Below are 24,316 nucleotides of genomic sequence, written 5' to 3' on the forward strand. Positions count from 1 at the left end.
CGGTGCGCGCCGTACGCCGGGCGCGTGCATCCTCCCGGCCGGATGATCAGCTGTCGTCACCCGGCGGGGGTGACGACGGACGGCATCGCGTCCCGGTCCGGGGCGAGGGCGAGGACGTGGGTGCCCCAGGGGTCCAGGTCGACGAACAGGCCGGGGCCGGTCAGCTCGTCCCCGTCGCGTTCGTACCGCGCACCGGTCAGCAGCTCGGCCACCTGCCAGGAGCCGGTTTCCGGTTCGCGCCACGGCAGCCGGATACGGCCCTGGGCCGACCGCTCCGAGAGGTTCACGGCCGTCAGGAACCGCCCGGCGGGGCCCGCCCAGCACCAGGTGAGGATGTTCCTGGCGGAGTCGTTGTCGGGCCAGCCCGTGCACTCCAGCAGCTGCCACTGTCCGGTCCGCATGCCGCTGCGGTGCACGGTGGCCAGCAACTTCTCGTGGAACGCGAGCAGTTCGGTGTCGATGGGCTCGTCCGGGCGCCGGTCCAGGAAGACGGGCAGCCGGGTGCGGCGTCCCGTGAACTGGCCCTCGTGCCACAGCGTCGCCCCGGGCAGTGTGGCGATCATGATGGCTGCCGCGCGCTCCTTGGCGGGGTGCAGTGTCTGCGCGGCCCTGGGCTCGTCGTGGTTCTCCAGGAACCGTACGAGCTTGCGCTGGTATGCCTCGTCCGCCGTCAGGTGCTGCCGCACCGCCTCGGGGCCCTCGTTCAGGATGCGGTCGTAGAGGCGCTTGTCGTAGCAGAAGTCGAAGCCCTGCTGCTGGAGGTCCCATTCGAGGTCCCAGTACGCCTCGGCGACGAACGTCATGCCGGGGTGCCGCTCGCGTACGCCGCCGATGACCGTGGGCCAGAACTCGTCCGGCGGCGGGGTTCCGGCGCGCTGCCCCCAGGTGCGCAGGAAGATGTCGTTCATCAGCAGCATCGCCATGTCGCAGCGCACCCCGTCGCAGGTCTGCCCGATGCGGGTCAGCTCGTCGGCGGTCGCCCGCCGCAGGGCGGGCTCGAAGGCATTCAGCTGCACCACGTCCGGCCAGGGCGGGAAGAACGGGTCGCGGCCGCGGGCGAGGACGGCGGTGCCGGTGTCGAGGTAGGCGGCCGGATCGTGCCGCAGGTCGTCGGCGGTGCCGCGCACGAAGTACTCGGGGTGCGCGGACACCCAGGGGCTGTCCGGGGCGACGTGGTTGGGCACGTAGTCGAGCAGCAGGCCGATGCCCCGCCCGTCGAGTTCGGCGCGCGCGGCGGCCAGCCCCTCCGCACCGCCGAGCGTCGCGTCCACCTCGTAGCGCCGGATGCAGTACGGCGACCCGGCGATCTCCTCCTCCTGGATGCCGGGGACGGCCTGGGCGAACGCGATGCGCAGGGACTGGTCCCACAGGGCGATGCCCCGGCCCTGCGGGCTGCGCTCCCACACCCCCATGAGCCAGACGGCGTCGATCCCGTGCGGGGTGATCTCCTCCCACGCGTCCTTGGGCACGTCGCCGAGTCCGCCCGGACGCCCGGTGCGCCGCTGGACCTCGCGCAGCCACACCCGGGTGTTGACCTCGTGGACGACGGGCTGCGCGGGCAGTCGCGTCATGACCTCTCCTTCCGGCCCGGATCATCCGTCAGGAAGTCGCCGGGCGTAAGGGTGCCGAAGAGCTGCATCAAGGCGGCGACCAGGCCCGTCCAGCCGGTCTGGTGGGCCGCGCCGATGCCGGCGCCGTTGTCGCCGTGGAAGTACTCGTGGAAGAGGATCAGATCGCGCCAGTGCGGGTCGTCGCGGAACTTGTGCTGCCCACCGTAGACGGGCCGCCGCCCGTCCGCGTCGCGCAGGAAGATCCGGGCGAGCCGGCGCGAGATCTCCTCGGCCGCCTCGTACAGGGTCATCCGGACGCCCGAGCCGGTGGGGCACTCGACGGTCAGATCGTCGCCGTAGAAGCCGTACAGATTCAGCAGCGCGCGGATGACCAGGGCGTTCATCGGGAACCACACCGGGCCGCGCCAGTTGGAGTTGCCGCCGAACATGCCGGTGTCGGATTCGGCGGGCAGATAGGAGACCCGGTACTCCTCGCCGTGCACCCAGAAGGTGTACGGGTGCTCGGCGTGGTAGCGGGAGAGGGACCGGATGCCGTACGGACCGAGGAACTCGTCCTCGGACAGCAGGTGGCCGAGGACCCGCAGCAGCCGCTTCTCGTCCACGACGGACAGCAGCCGGGCACCGCCGGCCACGCCCGCCTGGGCCGAGGCCATCGTGACGTTCAGCGAGGGGTGGCGGTCGGCGAAGCGGCGCAGGCGCTCGTTCAGGCCCGTCACCCGCTCCAGCTGCCGCGGCCGGAAGACGGTCGAGGCGCACAGCGGCAGCAGGCCCACCATCGACCGGACCTTGAGCCGTACGGCCTGCCCGTCGGGCAGGCGCAGCACGTCGTAGAAGAACCCGTCCTCCTCGTCCCACAGTTCGTCGCCGAGGTCGCCGACGCGGTCCATGGAACCGGCGATCCACAGGTAGTGCTCGACGAACTTCAGCACCAGTTCGTCGTAGGCGGGGTTGTGCTCGACCAGTTCCAGCGCGATCTGGAGCATGGACTGGCAGTACAGGGCCATCCAGGCGGTGCCGTCGGCCTGTTCGAGGCGGCCTCCGGTGGGCAGCGGCGCGCTGCGGTCGAAGACGCCGATGTTGTCCAGGCCCAGGAAGCCGCCCTGGAAGAGGTTGCGGCCCTCGGGGTCCTTGCGGTTGACCCACCAGGTGAAGTTGGTCAGCAGCTTCTGGAAGACGCGTTCCAGGAAGGCGGGGTCGGCCTGGCCCGTGCGGCGTTCCTGCATGAGGTGGACGAAGTACGCGGCCCAGGCGTGCACCGGCGGGTTGACGTCCCCGAAGTTCCACTCGTAGGCGGGGACCTGCCCGTTGGGGTGCTGGTAGACGTTCTGCAGGAGCAGTTCGAGCTGCTGCTTGGCGAAGCTGTTGTCCACCACCGACAGGGCCACGGCGTGGAAGGCCAGGTCCCACGCGGCGAACCAGGGGTACTCCCACTTGTCGGGCATGGAGATGATGTCGTCGGCGACCATGTGGAACCACTCGCGGTTGCGGATGCCGGGCCGCGGCAGGCTCCACGGGTCCATGCCGTGTTCGGCGAGCCAGGTCTCCAGGTCGAAGCCGTAGTACTGCTTCGACCACAGCATCCCGGCGAGGGCCTGGCGCAGCACCCGGGCCTCGTCCTCGTCCGCGCCGCGCGGGGTCAGCTCCCGGTAGAAGGCGTCGGCTTCGGCGATGCGCTCCTGGAAGACCGTGTCGAAACCGCGGGCCAGGGAGAGCGACGATCCGGTGGGGGCGAGCCGCAGCCGCAGGACCTCCTCGCCGCCGGCGGGGACGGTCAGGGTGTAGTGCGCGGCCGCCTTGGTGCCCTCCCCGGCCGGGTTGACGGCCCCGGCCTCCCCGTCGACGACCGCGCGGCCGATGCCGTCCTTGACGTACGGCGTGCGGTTGGGCGTGCCGAACAGCCGCTCGTGGTTGGTCTCGTTCTCGGTGAACAGCAGCGGGACCGCGCCGGCGCAGCGCAGGTCGTAGCTGCCCAGCTCGGGGTGGACGGCCCGGACGGTGGCGGTGCGGCGCGGTCCTTCGGCCGCGGCCAGCGCGGGCCGGGCGGCGCCCTCGCGCCAGGACCAGGTGTTGCGGAACCACAGGGTGGGCAGCACGTGCGCGGTCGCCTCGTCGGGGCCGCGGTTGGCGACGGTGATCCGGATCAGTACGTCGTCGTCGGCGGCCTTGGCGTATTCGACGGTGACGTCGAAGTACCGGTCGTCGTCGAAGATGCCGGTGTCGAGCAGCTCGTACTCGAACTCCTGGCGGCTGCGGGCCTGATTGACGGTCACCAGGTCGTGGTACGGGAACTCCGCCTGCGGGTATTTGTACAGGTAGCGCATGTAGGAGTGGCTGGGCGTGCTGTCGAGGTAGAAGTAGTACTCCTTCACGTCCTCGCCGTGGTTGCCCTCGCCGTTGGTCAGCCCGAAGGCGCGTTCCTTGAGGATCGGGTCGCGCCCGTTCCACAGCGCGAGGGCGAAGCACAGGCGCTGCTTGGCGTCGCAGATGCCGCCGAGCCCGTCCTCGCCCCAGCGGTAGGCCCGCGAGCGGGCGTGGTCGTGCGGGAAGTACGACCAGGCGTCACCGCCCGCGCTGTAGTCCTCGCGGACCGTGCCCCACTGGCGTTCGCTCAGGTAAGGGCCCCACAACCGCCGTCGCTCCTCGTCGGCCGGACCTGCCGGTTCCGCGCTCGTCTGAGTGCTCATGCCTGCCTCCCTGCCTGCCGCGGGCTCACCCGGCGCCAGACTGGTCCCGGCCGCCCGGGGCCGCCTCACCTCGGGCGGGTGACGCGGCGGAACGCGCCTCCCTGCTGGATGGAGGCGACCCCGCGCGCCGGCCGCCGGGCCGTGCGGCCGGCCGCTCCACCAGGAGGCTGTGATGGCAGATCTCGTCGTACTCGGATTCTCGGACCGGGAGAAGGCGGACGCGGTGCTGCGGCTCGCCAAGGACCTCTCGCGCCAGGAGCTGCTGGACCTGGACGACGCGGCGCTGGCCTGGCGGACCATGGACGGCAAGATCCATGTCCGCCAGTCGTACAACCCCACCGCGACCGGCGCGGCCGGCGGCGCCCTGTGGGGCACGCTGTTCGGGATGCTGTTCCTGATGCCGGTGTTCGGCGCCGCGATGGGCGCGGCCACCGGCGCGGTCGCCGGCAAGCTCTCCGACGTCGGCATCAACGACGCCTTCGTCAAGGAGATCGCGGGCACCCTCGAACCGGGCAGGGCCGCAGTGTTCGCCCTGGTCCGCCGCTCGACACCGGACCGGGTACGGGAAGCGGTACGCCCCTTCAACCCCAGCGTGATCCGTACGTCGCTGACCAAGGACCGCGAGGACGAACTGGTCGCGGCGCTGCACGCGGGCTGAGGCGTCCCGCCCCACCGCGGCATCTCACCCGGGTGAGAACTTCACCCGGGTGAAACGCCGCCCGCCGCGCTGCCCGTGCCACCGTGCCCGCCCGACACTTGCCTGAGCCGCACCACCCTCCCGCTCCGAGAGCGAGGTGCCGCCCATGGGTGACACGGAGCAGCGCGACGGGCCCACGCCCGGAACCGCGGTGCCCGCCCTGCCGGGCTGGCTGGTCCCCAGACCCCGGCTGACGGACCGGATCTCCCGGGGTGTCCTGGGGCCGCTGACCGTGGTCGTCGGCCCGGTGGGCGCCGGGAAGTCGGCGCTCGCCGTGGAGTGGGCGCACCACGGCCGCTCCCCCGGGCCGGTGGCATGGGTGACCTGCGACGGCCGCGACGAGCAGCCCGGCGTCTTCTGGCCGCGGGTGATCAGCGCGTTGGGCGCGGACGGGCCGGACGTGCCGGTCTCCGGCGGCCCTGGGCTGGTGGCCGCGCTGGCGGCCCGGCTGGCCGGGCGGCGCGACCCGGTGGTCCTGGTCCTGGACGACTTCCACACGGAACCCGGCTCGCCGACCGCCGAGGACATCATCGCCCTGCTCAAGCACGCCGCGCCCGTACTGCGCCTGGTGGTGCTCGCGCGCCGGGACCCGCCGCTGCACCTGCACCGCCTGCGGCTGTCCGGCGAACTGACCGAACTGCGCACCGCCGACCTGGCCTTCGACGACCGGGAGACGGCCGCGCTGCTCGCCCAGCACGGCGTCGAGGTGTCCAAGCAGGTGGTGAGCACCCTGCGGCAGCGCGCCGACGGGTGGGCGGCGGGGCTGCGGCTCGCGGCCATGTCCATGGAGAAACAGCCGTGTCCCGAGCGGTTCGTGGCGCAGTTCGCCGGGGACGACGAGGCGGTCGTCAGCTATCTGGTGGAGGAGGTCCTCGACGTGCAGTCGCCGGGGATGCGGCGGCTGCTGCTGACGACGAGCGTCCTGGAGCACGTCAACGCCGAGCTGGCCGCGGAACTGGCGGGCGAGGAGGCGGGCGGCCACTTCGCGGCGCTGGTCCGGGAGAACTCCTTCCTCCGGCCCGACGGGCACGGCTGGTACCGCTGCCACCGGATGTTCGCCGACGTGCTGCGGATGTGCCTGCGCCACGAGACGCCGGGCCTCGTGCCCGAACTGCACCGCCGGGCGGCCGGCTGGCTGGGGGCGCACGGGCTGCTCGCCGACGCCGTACGGCACTGGCTCGCGGCCGGTGACCAGGGGCGGGCCGGGCGGCTGATCGTGAGCCGGCTGGCGGTCGGCCAGGTGCTGGGCCTGACCGGGGAGCGCCTGCCGGACGACCTGGTACGGCAGCTGTCCGAGGCGCCCGACGCGGACGCCACCGCACCCGAGCCCGTGCTCGTCGCCGCGGCCTCGGCCCTCGCGCACGGCGACGACGCGGCCTGCGCCGGTTTCCTGGACCGGGCCGCGCGGCTCGTCGCGGAACTCCCCACGGGCCAGGAGGACCGCGTCACCCGCTGCCGCCTGACCCACGCCGTGATCCGCATGGCCCAGTCGCGCTCCCGGGCCCCGGACGCCGCGCGGGCCGCGGCGGCCGAGGTGGAGAGCCTGTGCGCGGGGCTGTCGCGGACGGTGCTCGCGGCGCACCCGGAGATCCCGGCCCTCACCCTGGCGATCCGCGGCCACGGCGAACTGCGCGACGGCGACCTCCAGGCCGCGGCGGTCTCCCTCACCGCGGGCCTCAAGGCCGCGAGCTCCGCCGGGAACGGTGTGCTGCGCCGGGACTGCCTCGTCGAACTCGCCCTGCTGGAGGTGTTGCGCGGCCGCTTCCGCGCCGCCGGTGAACTCGCCACCCGGTCCTGCCAACCGCCGCTGCCCACGTGGACCGCTACGGACCCGGCCCGCTCCTCGCTGCACGTCGTACGCGCCTGGATCGGCCTGGCGCGCGGCGAACCCGCCCGGGCCCGCCGCGAACTCGGCCACGCCCGCACCGCACTGCGCGGCGCGCCCGATCCGTTCCTCGCCGAGGTCTGCTCCCTGGCCGCGGGACTCGCCAAGGCGGCGGAGCGCGGCGGGCCGCCGGCCGTACGGATCGGTGACGCCGTCGCCGGCTGCCGGCTGCCGTCGGGGCTGCTGCGGGCGGTGGAGCCGGTGTGCGCCGCCGCGCTCGACTCCTCCGGCGGCGCGCGGCCCCGTGTCCTGGCACGCCCCGGGCCGCCCCGCACCGCTTCGGCCCCGGCCCCGGACCCGGTCGAGCGGCTCAGCGTACGGGAACGCGAGGTGCTCGGCCGCCTCGCGCAGATGATGACGACCGAGGAGATCGCCACCGACCTGTACCTGTCGGTCAACACGGTCAAGACACACCTGAAGAGCGTCTACCGCAAGCTCGCCGTGACCCGGCGGTCGGCCGCGGTACGCCGGGCCCGCGAGCTGGAACTGCTGTGAACGGCGGCCGGGCCGCCGGGACGGAGCGGCCTCCGCCCCGGCGCTCCCCCGCTTACTTGAACTGCCCGGGCCGGTAGTCGCCCGCGGGCTGCTGGACGATCACGTTCATCCGGTTGAAGGCGTTGATGAGCGCGATCAGGGACACCAGCGCGGCGAGCTGCTCCTCGTCGTAGTGCTTGGCGGCGTTCGCCCAGACCTCGTCCGGGACCCCGCCGGCCGCGTCCGCGATACGGGTGCCCTGCTCCGTCAGCTCCAGCGCGGCGCGCTCGGCTTCGGTGAAGACCGTGGCCTCCCGCCACACCGCGACCAGGTTCAGACGTACCGCCGTCTCACCGGCGGCGGCGGCCTCCTTGGTGTGCATGTCGGTGCAGAAGCCGCACCCGTTGATCTGGCTCGCGCGGAGCTTCACCAGCTCCTGCGTCGCGACGGGCAGCCCCGAGTCCGTGACGGCCTGTCCCGCCGAGACCAGGTGCTTGAGGAACTTGCCGGCGGTCGGGCTGCCGAAGAGGTTGAGACGGGCGTCCATGGTGGTTCTCCTCTGTGGTGTTCACTTGCCGCTGTTCGGCGGCTGCACCCTTATGACGGGACGGCCCGGCCCGATGTGACAGGGGTGGTGGTGACCTGCGTCACTCCTGGCCGGGGCGCTGGCGGAGCAGCCCCTGCTCCCGGGCCCGGCGCAGCGCCTCGGCCCGGGAGTGGGCGCCGAGCTTGCGGTAGACCGCGCGGGTGTGGCTCTTGACGGTGTTGTGCGACACGAAGAGGTCGTCGGCGATCCGCCGCAGCGGGTCCTCGGTCTGCAGGCGCCGGAGCACGGTCAGTTCGCGTGCGGTCAGCGGCTCGGCCGGTGGCGCCGGATTCCGTACGGTCCGGACCCGCCGGGGCGCCGACGCCAGCACCGCCGCCGCCTCGTCCACCAGGGCCGCCGCGGAGCGGGGGTCGTCCAGCCCGTCCGCGATGTCCACGAGGAGGTCGGCGACCCACACCAGGCAGGCCGTCACGGACGAGTTCGCCGACCGGGCGTCGCCGCCCAGTTCCTGGAGCCGTACGCGCAGATCGGACGCCCGTCCGGGCTTCTCCGGCCCGGCCGGACGGCGGCTCTTCGGCGCGGTGCGCAGCGCAGCGGGCATGCCCTCACCTCCCGGCGGCAGGCGGTACATGTGCAGCGTCGCGTGGCGGGGCCCGGTCCGGAAGGGACCTTACGGCCCTTCGGCGGGCGCAGTGCGCCCGCCGGACGCCCCGGGCAGCCGGCGCACCTCCAGCAGCTCCAGCCCCAGCGCCTGGATGCGGTCGAGGATGCCGTACAGCGCGGCCTGGTCGAGGCCCGCCCCGTACAGCACCGTCTCGGCCGGGCGCAGCCGGACCGTCAGATCGCCGAACGCCGATGCCAGGGCCGCACCGACCCTGCCCCGGACCCGGATCTCGAAATCGCCGCCGCCGGACGGCGTTCCGGCCCGCCCGGGCCCCGCACCCGCCTGCGCGCCCATGGCGTCACCTCCGCTGCGGCGGCCTGGCCTCCCCGCCATTCTCGCCGGGCGGCGGGCGGCGGCCTCACCTCACAAGGGTGACGGTGGGCCGGTGCCCGCCCGGACTCATCCCCGGCGGGTGAACCGGGCGCGGGGCCGCGCGGTGGATGCTCGGCCCACCGAGGAGGAGGTTCGGGCATGGCTGAGCAGACTTCGGCAGGGCAGAGCCGGCAGAGCGCACCGGCACCGGAGCCCCACATTCGCCCGGTCACGATCGGCGGGGTCGTGTTCGCCGTGTGCATCCTGTCCGTCGTGGGGGCCTACCACGCGATCGCGGGCCTCGCCGCGATCATCGACCACAACTTCTACCGGTCGCAGCAGAACTACGCGTACGACTTCAGCGTCAGCGGCTGGGGGTGGATCCAGCTGATCTCCGGCATCGTCATCGTCGCGGCCGCGTTCAACCTCTTCAGCGGCCGCACCTGGGCGCGCGCCGTCGGTATCGGCGTCGCGGTGGCCAGCATGCTGGAGACCTTCTTCTTCACCCCGTACTACCCCGTGTGGTCGGTGGTCCTCATCGCGCTGGACGTGCTGGTGATCTGGTCCCTGGCCACGTACGGGCACCGGGAGGCCCACAAGGTCTACAACGCGCCGTTGTAGGCCCGCGGCCGGGCGGGAGGCCCGAGGGAGGGGGCGCCGGTCCGGCGGTGGCCGGCCGGCGCCTCGTAACGCCGGGCGGCGAGCCGCCCGCCGGGAGGAGGACACCATGGCCGACGCCGGGCGCACGCATCTCTCACCCCAGGAGCGGGCCGCGCGCGGCCGGGCCGCCCGCGCGCAGGTGCCGCGTTCCCGCCACGCGGAGTTCGCGCCCGCCGCCGACCGGCCCGACCCGGTCGCCGTCGTCGAGCGGCAGTCGGCGAGCAGGCTCCCGGAGCTGGTGCCGCTCCGGTACGGGCGGATGCTCGAATCCCCGTTCCGCTTCTTCCGCGGGGCCGCCGCCGTCATGGCGGGCGACCTGGCCGGTACGCCGTCCACCGGGCTGCGGGCCCAACTGTGCGGGGACGCGCACCTGTTGAACTTCCGGCTGCTCGCCTCCCCGGAACGGCACCTGATCTTCGACATCAACGACTTCGACGAGACGCTGCCCGGGCCCTGGGAGTGGGACGTCAAGCGGCTGTCGGCCAGCCTCGTCATCGCCGGGCGCGCCAACGGCTTCGGCGGGCCGGAGCGGGCCCGGGTGGTGCGGGAGACGGTCCGCGCGTACCGCGAGGCGATGGACGGCTACGCCGGGATGCGCAACCTCGACGTGTGGTACGCGCGGATCGACGCGGACGAGCTGTACGGCGTGCTGAGCGAGGGCTGGGACAAGGAGGACCGGCGGCGGGTCTCGCGGGTCCTCGCCAAGGCCCGCACCCGCGACCACCTCCAGGCCCTGGACCGGCTCGCCGTCACCGTCGGGGACGAGCTGCGGATCGCGCCCGACCCGCCGCTCGTCGTACCGCTCGGCGATCTCCTGCCGGACGTCGAACGCGGGCGCCTGGAGCAGCAGTTGCGGGAGCTGGTCGACCGTTACGCGCGGACGCTCCAGGCCGACCGGCGCTCGCTCCTCGCGCAGTACCGCGTGGCCGACATGGCCCGCAAGGTGGTCGGTGTCGGCAGTGTGGGCACCCGCTGCTGGATCGTCCTGCTGCTCGGCCGGGACGACACGGACCCGCTCCTCCTCCAGGCCAAGGAGGCACAGGAGTCGGTGCTCGCGCCGTACGCCGGGCCGGGCCCCTTCTCGCACCAGGGGGAACGGGTCGTCTGCGGGCAGCGGCTGATGCAGGCGGCCAGCGACATGTTCCTGGGCTGGGAGCGGGTCGAGGGCCTGGACGGGCGGCAACGCGACTTCTACTTTCGCCAGTTGCGCGACTGGAAGGCCATTCCCCAGGCCGACACGATGTCGCCCGGCCTGATGCGCCAGTTCGGCCGGCTGTGCGGCACCACCCTGGCCCGGGCCCACGCCCGGTCCGGCGACCGCATCGCCATCGCCGCCTACCTGGGCCGCTCCGACGTCTTCGACCGCGCGCTCGCGGAGTTCGCCGAGAGCTACGCCGACCAGAACGAGCGCGACCACCGGGCGCTGGCCGACGCGGCGCGTACCGGCCGGGTGACGGCGGAGTCAGTCGCCTGACGGGGCATCAGGCAGCCCCAGCCGCCGCCGGAGGGACCCTGTATGGGCCAGCACCTGCCCGGCGGCGATGCCGACCACGACGGTGGCGAAGAAGAGGATCAGCCACGACAGGAGCGTGAAGACGGAACCGAGCTGCCCGTACCGCTCGACGCTCCGCGTCAACGCGCGCGGCAGCCAGAGCCCGGAGGCCCAGGAGAACGCCACCACGCCCACCCCTGCCAGCAACGCCCCCGGCAGCAACGGCAGCCAGCGCACCCGCCCGGCGAGCAGCAGATGCTGGGTCCACCACCACATCGCGACGGCTCCCACCATCTGGAGAGGCACCCCCAGCCCCGGCCCCGCGCCGAACGCCCGGTGCAGCAGCCCCTGATACAGGAGCGCCACGATCCACACCACGAGCCACAGCGCCCAGCGCCAGGCCACGATCCGGGCCCCCGAGCGCGGCAGGTGCCAGGAGCGTTCACACACCCGCTGCAGAACCCGCGTGAAGGCGGTGGCGGACAGCAGGGCGACCAGCACACCGACCGCTCCCCAACTGTGCAGCGCCTGGTCCCGGGCCCCGTTGACCACGGCCACCTGCGCCAGCACCGGACTGTCCGCACCGACCAGGGAACGCAGCGAGCTCAGCAGCTCCTGCCGCACGGCGTACGGGCAGAAGGACGACACCGCGATCAGCATCGGCAGCGCGGTCAGGAACGCCTGCGCCGCCAGCCGGGTCGCGAGATCCAGGATGTTGACGCTCACCAGCTGCCGCACGACACGTCCCGCCAGCGGCCGGGCGAGACCGGTGAACGCCATCATGCTGCCCTCTCACGGCAGGGGGAACCGGCCCGGCCAGCCTCGCGGCTGGACGGGCGGCGCGTGTCGCCCGCCGGGGGTGAGGGAGGCCGCCCCGGGGCCGGAACACTCTCTGTACCTACTAGTATGTATGCTCGCCCGACGAGGACGCGGGACCGGCAGGGGCCCGCACGCCGGGAGGAGACCGACCATGCCCTTTGTCCGCATCGACGCCCTGCGGGCCGACGCCGAACGGCTGGACGCGCTCGGCCGCGCCGTCCACGACGCCCTTCAGGAGACGATCGGCATTCCGCCGGAGGACCTGTTCCAGGTACTCAACGGCCATCAAGGCGCCAACAGCACACTGCGCTATGGGAGTTACCTCGGACCGGACCGCGATGACGGCATCGTGTACATCGCGATCACGATGCGTTCCGGCCGCACCCCCGCGCAAAAACAGGCGCTCTACCGGCGGATCGCCGAACTCGCCCACGCCTACGCGGGCGCGGAACCGCGGAACGTGTTCGTCACCGTCACCGAGAACACGTCGGCGGACTGGTCCTTCGGGCACGGGCTGGCGCAGTACGCCGGGAGTTGAGGACAGGTCCGCCCGCCGTTCCGGGCTCAGCAGGGCCGGACGTATCCGACCAGGGTCCAGTCGGCGGTTCCGGAGCTGTACGCCGGGCCGGTGTTCCAGAGTTCCCTGCCGGCCATGCTGTAGAAGCGGGCCACGGTGCCCGGTGTCTGGTTGTTGACCCAGGTGCCGGTGCCGACCAGGTTGGGGAGGTGGAAGTAGCCGCAGGCGTAGTAGTCGAAGGCGTTGCCGTTGGCCCAGATGCACAGGTGGCCGTACGGGCACGCCGGCTTGACCGGGGCCTTCGAGCGGTCGGCCTGGGCGGCGGTCAGCCCTGCCCGCTGCGTCTGGTCGGCGAGGCCGGTGGAAGCGGCAGCGGGAGTGTCGGCGGTCGCCGTGCCCGTGAGGCCGAGCACCGAGGCGGCGGCGAAGGTGGCGGCGATCAGCAATACGGTCGGTTTGCGGAAGGCCACGGTGGTCCCCCCCTTGGGTTCCCTGGTCCCGGAGCCGGTTGCACAGACCGGCCTCCCGACCAAGATGACGGGTGGGGCACGGGTTGGCCACGCGTTTCCGGTCGCTTTGCGCTCCGCGTGTGGCCGGGAACCGGAGGGCGTACGGAATGCGGGCACTACGCCCCGGACGTATCGGGGCCCTCGTCGCGCACGCCGTCGTCGAAGACCACGGTCAGCGGCTGCCGCCCGTCACTGGTCGTAGTGCGCAGGCCCTCGGCGATACGGGAGTAGAAGGCGCTGGTCAGCGCCCAGGTTCCGTCCAGGTGGCTCGCGTCGCGGGTATGGCGCAACGAGATCAGCGCGCCGATGAGGGAGCGGCCGGACAGCACGGCCCGTACCCGGCCGTCGCCCTGGTCCGCGAACTCCCAGGCGCCACGGAAGTGCTTGTTGTCGGCGGCGCAGGCGGCGAAGAACTCCCATGACTCGCGGTGGCAGACCAGGGCGACCGTCCCGGCCTTGGCCGCCTTCAGCAGCAGCACGCCGTGGTCGATGTCTTCCTGGGTTTCGCGGCGGATGTGATCGTCGCCCTCGCCGAGGCCGTCCTCTTCCCCCTCTTCGTCCTCTTCATCCTCGAAGGGGGCAAGGGCAGGGGTGTCACCGGGTACGGCGTCCTCCGGCAGCCCGGGCTCTTGCCCGCCGCCCTCCGCGAGCGGCGGGAACGGCGGCTCCTGCCCGGCGTCGACCGGCTCCGGCTCCGTCCGCCCGAGGCCCTCCCCCTCGTCACGTGGCCCCGGCGCCTCGGTGGTTGCCGTGCGGAACACCGGATGCCGCGCCAGAGCGTCCAGCGTCCGCTGGAGCCCGGCGATCGACTCCCGTACCTCACACACCTCCTGCCGCAGCTGCGACACGGTCCGCTCCGTCTCCGCGGCGACGGTGGCGCCGCGGTGGGCGCGGTCGCGGGTCTCCCGCCCGTCGGCGCGCAGCTCCGCCGCTTCCGCGTCGATACGCTCCAGCACTTCGCGCCGCGAGTCGTCCAGGCTTCGCCCCAGGCCCGCGATGTCCTCACCGAGTGCCTTGCGGACGTTGAGCAGAGCCGCCATGAGGTTCTTGTCGCGTCCCACCGATACCCCCGTACTGCACGCGTTCCGACGGTGTAGGCGGGGAGACTGCCCGGGCGGGCCGGGCGTTGATGCGTCCCGGCCCCTTCCGCTGTGCCGGCCGGCCGCAACCGTCCGAAAAGGCGCCCTCGGAGGGGCGACTGTGCGCCACTCCCCCGCACTCGCGCCCGACCGGCGCACATCAGCACGTGCTCGGGGCACGGGCGCTCAGCGGCCGAGCACCATCCACTGGGCCGGCAGGTCGATACGGACCCCGTCCGCGCGGTTCTCCGTCATCACCAGATCGATCTCGCCGTGGGCCGGCACCGACAGCCCGAGGTCGCGGAAGAACCGCGGGATGGCGGCGTCGTCCGCCTCGGCCGGGGTCAGGCCGTGCCGGAAGATGCTGGCCAGCTTCGGCGGCGGGCCGTCGGGGCCTTGGGCGGCGTGGGCCAGGACATCCTTCGCCCGGGACAGCGGCTCGACGACGAAGGCGCGGCCGCGGTCGCCGATCAGGGTCGCGACGGCGGCGGCGACCGCCGGGCGGGCGTCCGGTTCGCTCTGGTGGATCACCGCCCGCAGGTAGACGTTCGCGTCGCCCAGCCGCTCGTGGAGGCGCCGGACGGCGTCCTGGTCGGTGGCGTCGAGCTGTTCGAAGCGGGCGGTGCGCCCGGTGTCGGCGCGCCGCGCGTGGTCGAGGGCAGCCTCGGCGAGGTCGACGCCGATGGCCTGAGGGAAGTGCCGGGCCAGATAGCGGGTCTGGGTGCCGGTGCCGCAGCCCAGGTCGACGATGGGCAGCGCGGTGTCGGCGTGGGGAGCCAGCAGCGGCAGGTGGCGGGCCGCGCTCAGTTCGGCGGCGCAGTCGAAGATCGCGGCGCCCGGCGTCTCCGGCGTGTCGCGCCAGTAGCTCTCCCACGCTTCCCGGTAGCGCTTCGATACGTCCATGGGGCCTCCCGCTCCGCCGATACGCGCGTTCCTGCCGTGCGTTCCTGCCGTGGGTCATCTCCGGCGGACCGCCACGCCAAGCTACGCGATCAAACGTTCACCCGGCCTTCGCAAGCTCTCCGTCGCGGTCGGGTGGGCGGCGCTCTCGCACAGGGCCGCGAGCCCGTCCCCGATGCCCTGGCCGCGCACCTCCACCAGGCCGTCGGTGCACATCACCAGGCGTTCGCCGGGGGCCACTTCAGGGGTGACCGTCACGGGCGGGACATGGCCGGCGTTGGCCAGGTGCAGCCGGGACGCGTGCGGGTCGTGGACCGCCTACAAACAGGTCACCAGGCACCTGGGCGAGGTCGCCGAGGTGGCGGAGCAGCTCGGCGGGTGGCAGGTCCAGGGCGGCGAGGGTCTGCACCGCCGTACGGAATTGCCCCGTCAAGGCCCCGGGCACGGTCGGCGACCTCGTAACCCCCCATCATGTCCGCCCGGTCCGACGGGCATAGGCGCGGGCCGCGCGGGCGCGGTCGCCGCAGCGGGTGGAGCACCAGTGGCGGCGACCGTGGCGCAGCAGGTAGCGGGTGCAGGGGGCGGAGCCGCAGGCGGTGAGGCGCTCGGCGTCGGGCGAGGTCAGCAGGTCGGCGGCGTCGGCGGCGAGGGCCGCCAGGGCGTGGTCGACGATCTGCGTGGTGGGGTGCGGGGTGGCGCGGTAGGGGCCGCTCTTGTCGTCCCAGCGCAGCAGGGGGGCGGTGGGGACGCGGGTCATGGCGTCGTTGACCGCGGTCAGGGCGGCGGGCAGGGCGGGCAGGCCCTCGACGCGGGAGGCGAAGAGCGCCCGGATCTGTTCGCGCAGGGAGCGCAGTTGCGCCGCGCACATCTCCCGCAGGCCCGCGTCGGCCGGGGCGAGACCGCGTTCCGTGAGCCAGTGGTTCGCCGACGCGGGGGTTCCGAGCTGGTCGATGTGATGGCCGCCGGGCAGGGCGATGGTGCTGTTGGCGAGCGCGAGAGACGGGTAGCGCTCCGCGCCCGGTGCGGGCGGCAGGGCGTGGTCCGCGGTCACGGTCTCTTCCATGACCTCATGGTAGGTCACCCCCTCAGCCATGACTCTCACGGAAAGGCTTGTGCTCATCCGTGAGGTCCGCTTACCTTTACCTCACGGTTCATTCGAAACCATCCGTGAGGTGATGCTCCGTGTCCGCCGCTCCCGCAGCAGCCGAGACGTTCCCCGTCCGTGTTCTCGGCGGCCCGACCGCCTTCTTCGAGTACGGCGGCCTGCGCTTCCTGACCGACCCGACCTTCGACGGCCCCGGCGATTACGCGGCCCCCGGCCGCCCGGTCCTGACCAAGACCGCGCCCTCCGCCGCCGCCCCCGCGGACCTCGGCCCCGTCGACGTCGTCCTGCTCTCGCACGACGAGCACGCCGACAATCTCGACACCTCCGGCCGGGCCCTGCTCGCCACCGTCCCGCTCACCCTCACCACCCCCGGTGGCGAACAGCGCCTCGGGGAGAAGGCCAAGGGGCTGGCGGACTGGGAGACCGTCGAGTTGAAACGTCCCGACGGCGGCACGGTCACCGTGACCGGCGTGCCCGCCATCCACGGCCCCGGCCCGCGCGAGGAGGTCGAGCCGGTCACCGGCCAGGTTGTCGGCTTCGTCCTCACCGGCGAGGGCCTGCCCACCGTCTACGTCAGCGGCGACAACGCCTCGCTCGACGCGGTCAGGGAGATCGCCGGGCGCTTCGCCCCGGTGGACACCGCCGTCCTCTTCGCCGGCGCCCCCCGTTTCCCCATGCTCTACGACGGCGCGCTGCTCGTCCTGGACAGCGCCCAGGCCGCCGAGGCCACCCGTATCCTCGGCGCCCGCCGTGTCGTTCCCGTCCACCACGACAGCTGGGCCCACTTCACCGAAGGACGCGAGGAGTTGGAAGCCGCCTTCGCCGCCGCCGGCCTGACCGACCGCCTGGACCCGGAGTGGACCCGGCGGGCCTGAGGTGTCACACCGTCAGCGACGGTACCGGCAGCCGCCGGGTGGGTGGGGCGCCTGGCCACCGGCCTGGCCGGGCAGAGGACGTCCGCCCGGCCAGGCCCGCTCGCAACTACGGTTCAGCTGTTGGTCGCTGTCGCTACCGGGTCAGGAAACCCGCTCCAGCACCCACCTGTTGTTGTACGTCCCCGGGCCCAGGCTCGTCCGGCAGTCGACGCTGTAAGACGTGTCCACCGGCTGCCAGCCCTCCGGCGGCACCATGGTGGCGCATGCCTCGACCCGGGAGCCGACCGGCAGGCCGGCCACCTGCGTGATGGTCTTGATGTTGGGGATGTCGGTCGCTCCGCATGCCTCGCTCTTGCCCCAGTGCACTTCGAGCCATCCGGTCGGGGTGACCTCGGACCGGCACAGCGTCTTGGTCTCGCCGGGCTCGGCCTGGGCCGGGGTCACGGTCACGGCCGCCAGCACGGCCGCTCCCACGAGCGCCAGCGCGGCGCGGCGCACCCGCCCGGTGCCGCCGGCCGCACCGTGCACGCCTTCCTCGCGGCTCCGCGTTGCGTGTCTCATGTGTTCCGTGTGCTCCATGTGAACTCCTCCTGATAGGTGACGTACCGGCCGCCGGGCCTCCGGCGGCCGTCATCGAGCCGCCGTCATCGGACGGCGGACAGCAGGCTCACCCGCCCGGTCCCCGGCGACGTCGGGTCGAAGGCCGGCGGGACGGGCCGGGCGTGACGTCGGGCCAGGCCGGTGAGCGGCTCTTCGGTGGCGCTCCAGCCGTGGGAGGCGAGCCAGTCGCCGGGCGGGCGCGTCATCTCGTTCTTCCACAGCGAGGACAGCAGGTTCACGACGCCTTCCGGCGAGGCCGCCGCCGCCTGCCGCGCCTGGTCCGAGTTGATCATCGACCGGGTGACGTGCTCCATGGCCAGGCGGCTGCCCGGCGCCGACAGCGCGCTGATCCGGCCCAGCAGACGGTCCGCCGCGTCCTCGGTGAGGTAGACCAGTACGCCTTCGACCAGCCAGGCCGTCGGCTCGTCCGCGCGGAAGCCGTGCCCGGCCAGCGGTACGGTCCAGTCCTCGCGCAGGTCCGCCGCGATCACCTCGCGCCGGCAGCGCGGCGTTTCGCCCCGCAGGACGTGTTCCTTGAAGGCGAGCACATCGGGCTGGTCCAGTTCGAACAGGCGGGTCCCGTCCGGCCAGTCCAGCCGGAAGGCGCGGGTGTCGAGACCGGCCGCGAGCAGGACCACCTGGCGGCAGCCCGCCGCGTACGCCTGGCGGCAGCAGTCGTCGAAGTACCGGGTGCGCAGCGCGAAGTAGTCGCCCATGGCGTCGGCGAACCGCTCGCCCGGCCCGCCGCTCCACACCGCCTGCTGTTCCTGGCCCGCCGCGTCGAGGAACCGGCCGGCCAGGCGGTCCTCGAAGAGCCGGTCCGGCCGTCGGCTCTCGGCCGCGCGGGCCATGCCCACGACCAGCGCGGTACTGCTGACCCCGGCCAGGAGTGCGGGTCCGTCGCTCATGCCGTTCGTTCTCCGATTCGTGTGGGTGCCGCTCATGCCGTTCGTGCTGTCCTGCGTGCGGGTCCCGCTCACGCCGCCGTACGTGACGCGATGCGCTCGCGGTACGCCTCGCGGTCGAAGCGCACGCCGCCCCGCCAGACCGCCTCGATCGAGCGGGTGGCGGTGATGTCCGTGGTGGGGTCGCCCGTGACGAGTACGAGGTCCGCGCGCCGCCCCGGCGCGATCACCCCGCGGTCGCTCAGCCCGAAGTGCGCGGCCGGTGCCGAGGTGGCGGCGGTGAGCGCCTCGGCCGGAGTCAGGCCGGCCTCGACGAGCAGGGCCAGTTCGGCGTGCAGACCGGCGCCGTGGACGACCGGGCAGGCGCGTCCCGGCCGGTGGTTGGCGTCGGTTCCGGCCAGCACCGGCACGCCCGCCCGGCGCAGGCGGGCCACGCTCGACAGGGCGTGGCGGAAACGGTGTGCGGGCAAGGGGTGCTCCACGCACAGGCCCTCGTGGCCTTCTGTGATCGCGGCGCGGGCGTGGTCCGGGAGGAAGGCGGCGATCCGTGGATCATCGGCCGAGGACCGGGTGACGCCGGCGGCGGACTGGGGCGCGGACACCTCCAGCATCGCCAGGGTGGGGATGACGACGCGTCCCGCCTCCGCGGCCCGGCGGACGAAGGTGTCGTCCAGGGCCGCTTCCAGGGGGAGGTGCGTCAGTACGTCCACGCCGCTGTCGAGGGCGAGCCGCGCGGACCACACGGCGGACACGTGGGCCACGCTGAGCAGGCCCCGGCGGCGCGCGGCGTCGGCGAGCGCGGTCACGGTCGCCGGTTCCAGGGCGGGCAGCGACATCCCGTGGTTCGCGCCGTCGTCCACCATGATCTTGATGAAGTGCGCGCCCTCCGCCTGCCGGGCGGCGACGAAGGGGTCCGCCTCCTCGGGCCCGGCGACGGTCGGCAGCGTCGGCATGGTGACGGCGGGATGCCCGCCCGGCGCGCTCGCCAGCAGGCCCGCGCTGCGCAGGTCGGCGAGGTCGTGGCGCTCGCCGGCCAGCCGGCACAGGGCCCTGGTGTCCTCCGGCGGGCCCATGAACATGTCCAGTTCGGTCGTCACACCGAAGGCCAGCGCCTGTTCGAGGTTGCTCTCGGCGCCGAACACGTGCGTATGCGCGTCGATCAGCCCCGGCAGCAGCGTCCGGCCCGTCCCGTCGACCACCTCGGCCGACGACGGCGGCCGGGGCCCCGGGGCCGTGTCGACGCGGGTGATGACGCCGTCGGCGCACTCCACCGAGCCGATGCCCGGCACCGACGTGCCGTCGAAGATCCGTACCCCGTCGATGATCACCGGCTGCATCCGTCTCACCGTCCGATCGCGAGCGCTGTGGATCCGTAGAAACACAGCAGGTTGAAGAAGAGCACGAAGCCCATCGCCGGGAGCATCAGCCCCGACGGCCGCTTGCGCAGGAGGAAGCGCCACGCGCCGAGCGCGGGGAAGACGAGGGCGGCCGCGGGCAGCAGGCCCGTCCGGCCCAGCAGCGCGAGCCCCAGCACCACGGCGCCCACGGCGAGCGCCAGGCTGATCGCGGCGCTGCCGCGAGGGCCGAACACCTGCGAGTACAGCCGCGCCTGGGGGTCCTGGCGCCACTCGGTCTTCCGCGCGAACTCGAACTGGAGGAAGGCGCAGGCGAACATGGCCAGCAGCGGCACGGCCCGCCCATCGGCGTCGATGTCACCGCTGGTCAGCAGGGAGACGTAGAGGTAGACGGACAGGAGCAGCTGTACCGGATAGCTGACCAGGAGGCCGGCCACCAGGTTCTCGCCGAGGCGCGGGAATTGGCGTTCGAGCGCGAACAGGAACAGCTGGTACGCCAAGGCGAGCAGGATCAGCAGCACGGACAGCGCCGAGACCAGCGCGTTGAGCGCGACGACGAGGACGGTGATCAGCGCCATGGCGCCGCGCAGCTCCGCGACCGTGATGGCGCCCGTCACCAGCGGCCGGTCCGGGTTGTGCCGCCGGTCGTAGTCCAGGTCCTTCTGCTCGTCGGCCATCCGGGCGAAGAGCAGCGCCAGCACCACGCTCGCCGCGCGGACCGCGGTCGCCCACGTGGGCGTCCACGGTGCGGCGGTCTTCGAGATCTCTCCGGCGGTGCCCTCCAGCGTCACGGTCCACAGCACGCCGTAGGTGACATAGATCTGCGGGCGGAACATCCGCAGGACGAAGCGGCCCAGCCGGGCCGGCGCCCGGACGGCGGCCGGGGTGCGGTTCACCGCGGTGTTCACTGCTGCCACCTGTTCCAGGACACGACCTCGTCGAGCGGCTGCCGCGGGGTGGGGCGGAAGCCGGACTCCCCCGTCGTGTGTCCGACGGCCACCAGGGCGATCTGGGTCATCTCGTCGGCCGGGATGCCGACCAGCTCCGCGACCTCGCGTTCGTGGGCGAGGTGCACCGTGGTCAGCGCGGTGCCCAGGCCACGGCTGCGGGCGGCGAGCATGAAGCTCCACACCGCCGGATAGACGGAGCCGAAGAAGCTCGACTGCCGGGCGAGCGGCGCGTCGTGGGGCAGTCGCCCGCGGGTTCCGGCCAGGACGAGGGCGGGCACCTGGTGCAGGTGGTCGGCGAGGTAGCGCACGCCGGCCACGGCCCGCTCACTCATCGCCGCAGGGGGTGTGGCGGCGAGATAGGCGTCGGAGGCGGCCTTGTAGTACCGCGCGATTCCCGCCTTCGTCTCCGGATCGTCGATCACCAGGAACCACCAGTTCTGCCGGTTCCCGCCGTTGGGCGCGTGCAGGGCGAGCCGGAGGCACTGGGCGAGCAGGGGCCGGGCGACCGGCCTGGTCAGGTCGAGCCGGCGGCGCACGGTGGGCGTACGGGTCAGCAGCCCGTCGATGTCGAGGGTGGCGGGGCCGTCGCTCATCGCGTCCCGGCCTCCGTGCCGGGCCTGGTCAGGCGTACGTCGCCGGCGGCGATGACGCGCCCCTCCTGCCGCATGGTGCTGCGCAGGACGGCGTGCGTCCCGTCGCCCTGCACCAGGACGCTCTCGCAGATGACCGGCAGATCCAGCTCGCCGATGGCGGTGAAGCGCGCGCTGATCCCGGTGAGCAGGGCCGCTGCCGAGGGCAGCGTGCCGGTGGCGGCGGCGGTGGCGATGCTCAGCTGCCGGAACGACTCCAGGGTGAGCATGCCGGGGACGTGGTCGACGTAGTGGTCGAACAGCACGGGGTGGCGGGTGTCGACGACGAGCCGCGCGGTTCCCGTGCCGGCGGCGTCCGGCGACACCCGTAAGGAGGAGAGCACCACGTTGGCGGCGTCCCGGCGGTCGACCAGGGCCTCCTTGATCCGCGGTGGCGGTTCGGGAGCCTCGATGCCCAGGTGCGGCGGTAATCCCAGGGCGATCCGCCCCTCTTCGCGCATCGTCTGCCACTGTTCCGGCGGCACCCAGGACATGCTGCATTCCAATCTGGCCGCCACATGGTCGCCGATCATCGCGCTGTAGCGCAGCCGCGCTCCCCGTACGCGGCCGGTACGGTCGCGGAAGCGGCGCAGGATGTGGCAGCGCAGCACCACTTCGGTGGGGACGACGCTGACCGCGAGTGCGGCCGGGGCCGCCTCGTGCAGGGCGATCTCGCGCAGGATGAACTTCGTGCCGAAGGGCATGCCGAACAGCTCGTGCCCCAGCATGATGAGCGTCTGCCGGGCCGCTTCCACCAGCACCATGGGGTCGTAGAGGTGCCCGCAGCCCGCCGAGTCCCGGTAGAAGGCGTGCGAGCGGGGGATCTGCACCCCGACGTCGAGGGTGTCCTCGTCCCGGGCGAGTGTGCCGGTGACCAGCACCTCCGTGATGCTCGACCGATGGACGAGCTCCCGGGGCACCGTGCGGCTGAATTCCACCGTGTCCATGCTTCTCCTCCGTGTCACCTGGCCGCGAGCCGCGCCATGTGGCGCTGCCAGTCGTGCACGCCGACCCCGTCGAGTACGGGCGCCAGTCCCTTGCGCTTCATCGGCAGGACGTGGGTGCCGACGATCACCACGTCCCAGGGGTCGAGCGGCAGCCCGGCCCGCCAGACGGCCTCCAGCAGGCGCCGGTATCCCTCGGGCGACCGGGCGGCCTGCCGGGCCGCGCGCAGTTCGTCCCGGACCGCGCCGGGCCGTGTCGCCTCCTCGGCTTCCGCCACGGCCGCCTTCAGGCGTTCTGCCGCCGGCTCGAAGGTGAGGTCCCGCCGGGGTACCTCCGCGTGCAGCCGCTCGGCCAGTTCGCGTGCCCGCGCCGACCGGTCGTCGCCCGCCAGCGCGTCGGCATAGATGCGCTCCCGCAGGGCGGTGTCGAAGTGGATGCCCAACTCCCGTGCCACATCGGCGGGTTCGTCTGGGGTGTGCACGAGGTTGAGCAGATAGCTGTAGCGGCCGATCTCGTACCGCAGCTGGCCGGGGACCCGGGCCAGGGGGTCGGTCGGACCTTTGCGCTCGGTCATGACGACCGACGCGGGCGCGGCACCGGCCCCGTCCGCCTCCGGGCGTACGACGAGCACCACCGCGTCGCAGGAGTCCATGAACAGGTCGGCGAGGCGGCGCCGTTGCGGCGTGGCCAGGTTCCACTGGTAGTACCACAGCGACCGTACGGCGGTACGGGTGAGCCGGGTGCGCTCGGCGGCCACGATCCGCAGTCCGTTGCGGGCCAGCCAGTCGACCGTCACCGGTATCTGCCTGCTGACCACCGCGTCGGGCTTGAGCAGCAGCGCGGCGTGCCGGTGCAGGAAGCCGTCCGGGTCGGCGGTGAGGGCGCCGAGCTGTTCGTAGCTCTCCAGGAAGTAGGTGTCCGAGGCGAACAGGGCGCGCTTGCGCGGATTGCAGCTGAGGGCGGGGGAAAGGTCGTCGCCGAAGGGGCGCGGGTCCGCGGTGTCCCAGGTCATCGGCCGGCTCCGTTCGCGTCGTCGGCGGCCGGGCCGGTGCCGGCCGGCGGGGCGCCCAGGTAGCCCGATTCCAGGCAGTGGTCGATCAGCTTGCGCAGGAATTCCGGCCCGTCCGCGGGCGTCGCGCGGACGCCCAGCGCCGCGGTGTGGGAGGCGTCGAACGTCATCCGGCGCCGGAAGTAGCTCTCGTACAGCGAGACGATCCGCTCGTAGTAGCGGCGTTCCCGGGTGGGCAGGCGCTCCACGTCGAAGCTCGTCGGGGGGACGAACCGCGGCACGTGGAACGAGGGGTACTCGGCCATCACGTCCGAGAAGTCCCGCAGGGTCAGCGGCGCGCCCGCCGCGTGGAAGGTGCGGCCCTCCGCCTCGTCGAACCGCTCGGTGACCCGGGTGATGACGTCCGCCACGTAGTCGACCGGCACCAGGTCAAGGCGCGCCTCGTACAGGCCGGGGACGGAGCGGACCTTGCCCTCGGTGGTCAGCTTGAGGATGACGTAGATGTTCTTGTAGTCGCGCACCACGCCGGTGTGCTCGTCGCCGACGACGATGCTGGGGCGCACCACCGCGGCGCGCACCCCGTCGGCCCGTGCCTTGTGCACCAGCATCTCGGCCCGCAGCTTGCTGGCCTCGTAGCCGTTGGCGAGCCGCTGGCCCTGGTCCAGCTCCGTCTCGCGGATCAGCCCGTCGCGCTCGCCGCAGACGTACGCGGTGCCCACGTGCACCAGGCCGGCGCCGCCGGCGCGGGCCAGCTCGATGAGGTGCGCGGTGCCGTCGACGTTGACCGTGCGGTAGTCCTCCTCGGGACGGCCGAAGTCGGTGATCGCGGCGCAGTGCACGATGCGGTCGATCCCGCCGCCGGCCAGTTCCGCGTAACCGGCCTCGGTCAGGCCGAGCCGGGGCCGGGTCACGTCGGCGGGCAGGCACCGGACGGTGGCGGGGTCCAGCGGGGTGCCGTCGTTGCGCACCAGCGTCTGCTGCCGGTGGACCACGGCGGTGACCTCGTGCCCGGCCGCCGCCAGCCGGGCGGTGACCTCCGCGCCGACCAGCCCGGACGCGCCGGTCACCAGGATCTTCAGTCGCGGTGTCATCGGGCCGCCTCCTGTCGCTGTTCCGCCGTGCGCCGTGCCCCG

General features: G+C 73.1%; 24 protein-coding genes and 1 pseudogene. 6 read left to right on the forward strand and 19 right to left on the reverse strand.

Going from position 1 to position 24,316, the window contains the following annotated elements; translation table 11 throughout:
- Positions 1-56: 56 nt before the first annotated feature.
- Entirely contained in the window at positions 57-1,571 is a 1,515-nt protein-coding gene (locus ADK86_RS35585) for an alpha-amylase (RefSeq protein WP_053700324.1), read from the reverse strand.
- Positions 1,568-4,255, reverse strand: a complete 2,688-nt coding sequence (locus tag ADK86_RS35590) for an MGH1-like glycoside hydrolase domain-containing protein (RefSeq protein ID WP_053700325.1) — start codon at positions 4,253-4,255, stop codon at positions 1,568-1,570. Before ADK86_RS35590 ends, ADK86_RS35585 begins: the two co-directional genes overlap by 4 nt.
- Before the next feature lie 172 nt (positions 4,256-4,427).
- Here ADK86_RS35590 and ADK86_RS35595 point away from each other — a divergent pair, with 172 nt between their 5' ends.
- Both ADK86_RS35595 and ADK86_RS35600 read left to right on the forward strand, forming a co-directional pair.
- On the forward strand, positions 4,428-4,913 hold the full coding sequence (locus ADK86_RS35595) for a DUF1269 domain-containing protein (RefSeq protein WP_030594395.1): 486 nt from the start codon (positions 4,428-4,430) through the stop codon (positions 4,911-4,913).
- A gap of 145 nt (positions 4,914-5,058) precedes the next feature.
- On the forward strand, positions 5,059-7,332 hold the full coding sequence (locus tag ADK86_RS35600; protein ID WP_053700326.1) for a LuxR C-terminal-related transcriptional regulator: 2,274 nt from the start codon (positions 5,059-5,061) through the stop codon (positions 7,330-7,332).
- 52 nt (positions 7,333-7,384) lie between these two features.
- On the opposite strand, the gene ADK86_RS35605 is transcribed toward ADK86_RS35600, so the two are convergent.
- From ADK86_RS35605 to ADK86_RS35615, 3 genes are all read right to left on the reverse strand, one after another.
- Positions 7,385-7,858, reverse strand: a complete 474-nt coding sequence (locus ADK86_RS35605) for a carboxymuconolactone decarboxylase family protein (protein ID WP_053700327.1) — start codon at positions 7,856-7,858, stop codon at positions 7,385-7,387.
- 100 nt (positions 7,859-7,958) lie between these two features.
- Complete coding sequence (locus ADK86_RS35610) at positions 7,959-8,459, reverse strand: response regulator transcription factor (protein WP_053700328.1); 501 nt, start codon at positions 8,457-8,459, stop codon at positions 7,959-7,961.
- A gap of 69 nt (positions 8,460-8,528) precedes the next feature.
- Positions 8,529-8,816 (reverse strand): hypothetical protein, encoded by a 288-nt coding sequence (locus ADK86_RS35615; RefSeq protein ID WP_050506667.1) that lies wholly within the window; start codon positions 8,814-8,816, stop codon positions 8,529-8,531.
- Between the two features lie 177 nt (positions 8,817-8,993).
- On the opposite strand from ADK86_RS35615, the gene ADK86_RS35620 reads away from it, so the two are divergent.
- Entirely contained in the window at positions 8,994-9,455 is a 462-nt protein-coding gene (locus ADK86_RS35620) for a DUF7144 family membrane protein (protein ID WP_053700329.1), read from the forward strand.
- A 106-nt stretch (positions 9,456-9,561) separates the two neighbouring features.
- On the forward strand, positions 9,562-10,968 hold the full coding sequence (locus ADK86_RS35625) for a DUF2252 domain-containing protein (RefSeq protein ID WP_053700330.1): 1,407 nt from the start codon (positions 9,562-9,564) through the stop codon (positions 10,966-10,968).
- Here the strand turns inward: ADK86_RS35625 and ADK86_RS35630 are convergent.
- On the reverse strand, positions 10,957-11,769 hold the full coding sequence (locus ADK86_RS35630) for a YhjD/YihY/BrkB family envelope integrity protein (RefSeq protein WP_053700331.1): 813 nt from the start codon (positions 11,767-11,769) through the stop codon (positions 10,957-10,959). The two genes, ADK86_RS35625 and ADK86_RS35630, sit on opposite strands and share 12 nt — an antisense overlap.
- A gap of 187 nt (positions 11,770-11,956) precedes the next feature.
- Between ADK86_RS35630 and ADK86_RS35635 the strand changes: the two genes are divergently transcribed.
- The gene (locus ADK86_RS35635; RefSeq protein ID WP_053700332.1) at positions 11,957-12,343 is read left to right on the forward strand and encodes a tautomerase family protein; all 387 of its coding nucleotides are present in this window, start codon (positions 11,957-11,959) and stop codon (positions 12,341-12,343) included.
- Between the two features lie 26 nt (positions 12,344-12,369).
- On the opposite strand, the gene ADK86_RS35640 is transcribed toward ADK86_RS35635, so the two are convergent.
- From ADK86_RS35640 to ADK86_RS35655, 5 genes and pseudogenes are all read right to left on the reverse strand, one after another.
- The gene (locus ADK86_RS35640) at positions 12,370-12,792 is read right to left on the reverse strand and encodes a hypothetical protein (protein WP_053700333.1); all 423 of its coding nucleotides are present in this window, start codon (positions 12,790-12,792) and stop codon (positions 12,370-12,372) included.
- 155 nt (positions 12,793-12,947) lie between these two features.
- A complete protein-coding gene (locus ADK86_RS35645; RefSeq protein WP_053700334.1) occupies positions 12,948-13,892 on the reverse strand; it encodes a hypothetical protein in 945 nt (314 codons plus the stop codon).
- A 204-nt stretch (positions 13,893-14,096) separates the two neighbouring features.
- Entirely contained in the window at positions 14,097-14,813 is a 717-nt protein-coding gene (locus tag ADK86_RS35650; protein ID WP_053700335.1) for a class I SAM-dependent methyltransferase, read from the reverse strand.
- 120 nt (positions 14,814-14,933) lie between these two features.
- Positions 14,934-15,246, reverse strand: a pseudogene (locus ADK86_RS41810) (SpoIIE family protein phosphatase); the annotation flags it as partial.
- Between the two features lie 33 nt (positions 15,247-15,279).
- Positions 15,280-15,873 (reverse strand): CGNR zinc finger domain-containing protein, encoded by a 594-nt coding sequence (locus tag ADK86_RS35655; protein WP_053700375.1) that lies wholly within the window; start codon positions 15,871-15,873, stop codon positions 15,280-15,282.
- 119 nt (positions 15,874-15,992) lie between these two features.
- Between ADK86_RS35655 and ADK86_RS35660 the strand changes: the two genes are divergently transcribed.
- The gene (locus ADK86_RS35660) at positions 15,993-16,790 is read left to right on the forward strand and encodes an MBL fold metallo-hydrolase (RefSeq protein WP_053700336.1); all 798 of its coding nucleotides are present in this window, start codon (positions 15,993-15,995) and stop codon (positions 16,788-16,790) included.
- A gap of 141 nt (positions 16,791-16,931) precedes the next feature.
- On the opposite strand, the gene ADK86_RS35665 is transcribed toward ADK86_RS35660, so the two are convergent.
- From ADK86_RS35665 to ADK86_RS35700, 8 genes are all read right to left on the reverse strand, one after another.
- Positions 16,932-17,351, reverse strand: a complete 420-nt coding sequence (locus tag ADK86_RS35665) for a hypothetical protein (protein WP_234346252.1) — start codon at positions 17,349-17,351, stop codon at positions 16,932-16,934.
- An 83-nt stretch (positions 17,352-17,434) separates the two neighbouring features.
- Positions 17,435-18,298 (reverse strand): SAM-dependent methyltransferase, encoded by an 864-nt coding sequence (locus tag ADK86_RS35670; RefSeq protein WP_053700338.1) that lies wholly within the window; start codon positions 18,296-18,298, stop codon positions 17,435-17,437.
- Between the two features lie 68 nt (positions 18,299-18,366).
- Positions 18,367-19,632 (reverse strand): amidohydrolase family protein, encoded by a 1,266-nt coding sequence (locus ADK86_RS35675; protein WP_063789162.1) that lies wholly within the window; start codon positions 19,630-19,632, stop codon positions 18,367-18,369.
- Positions 19,633-19,637: 5 nt separating this feature from the next.
- On the reverse strand, positions 19,638-20,558 hold the full coding sequence (locus tag ADK86_RS35680) for a UbiA family prenyltransferase (protein WP_053700339.1): 921 nt from the start codon (positions 20,556-20,558) through the stop codon (positions 19,638-19,640).
- A complete protein-coding gene (locus tag ADK86_RS35685) occupies positions 20,555-21,193 on the reverse strand; it encodes a nitroreductase family protein (RefSeq protein WP_053700340.1) in 639 nt (212 codons plus the stop codon). Before ADK86_RS35685 ends, ADK86_RS35680 begins: the two co-directional genes overlap by 4 nt.
- Entirely contained in the window at positions 21,190-22,176 is a 987-nt protein-coding gene (locus ADK86_RS35690) for a ScbA/BarX family gamma-butyrolactone biosynthesis protein (RefSeq protein WP_053700341.1), read from the reverse strand. Before ADK86_RS35690 ends, ADK86_RS35685 begins: the two co-directional genes overlap by 4 nt.
- A 14-nt stretch (positions 22,177-22,190) precedes the next feature.
- Positions 22,191-23,186 (reverse strand): nucleoside-diphosphate kinase, encoded by a 996-nt coding sequence (locus ADK86_RS35695; protein ID WP_053700342.1) that lies wholly within the window; start codon positions 23,184-23,186, stop codon positions 22,191-22,193.
- Positions 23,183-24,274, reverse strand: coding sequence for an SDR family oxidoreductase (locus tag ADK86_RS35700; protein WP_053700343.1), 1,092 nt, complete (start codon positions 24,272-24,274; stop codon positions 23,183-23,185). Before ADK86_RS35700 ends, ADK86_RS35695 begins: the two co-directional genes overlap by 4 nt.
- Positions 24,275-24,316: the final 42 nt, after the last annotated feature.

This window comes from Streptomyces sp. NRRL F-5755 (genome assembly GCF_001279365.1).
Classification (GTDB): domain Bacteria; phylum Actinomycetota; class Actinomycetes; order Streptomycetales; family Streptomycetaceae; genus Streptomyces; species Streptomyces rimosus.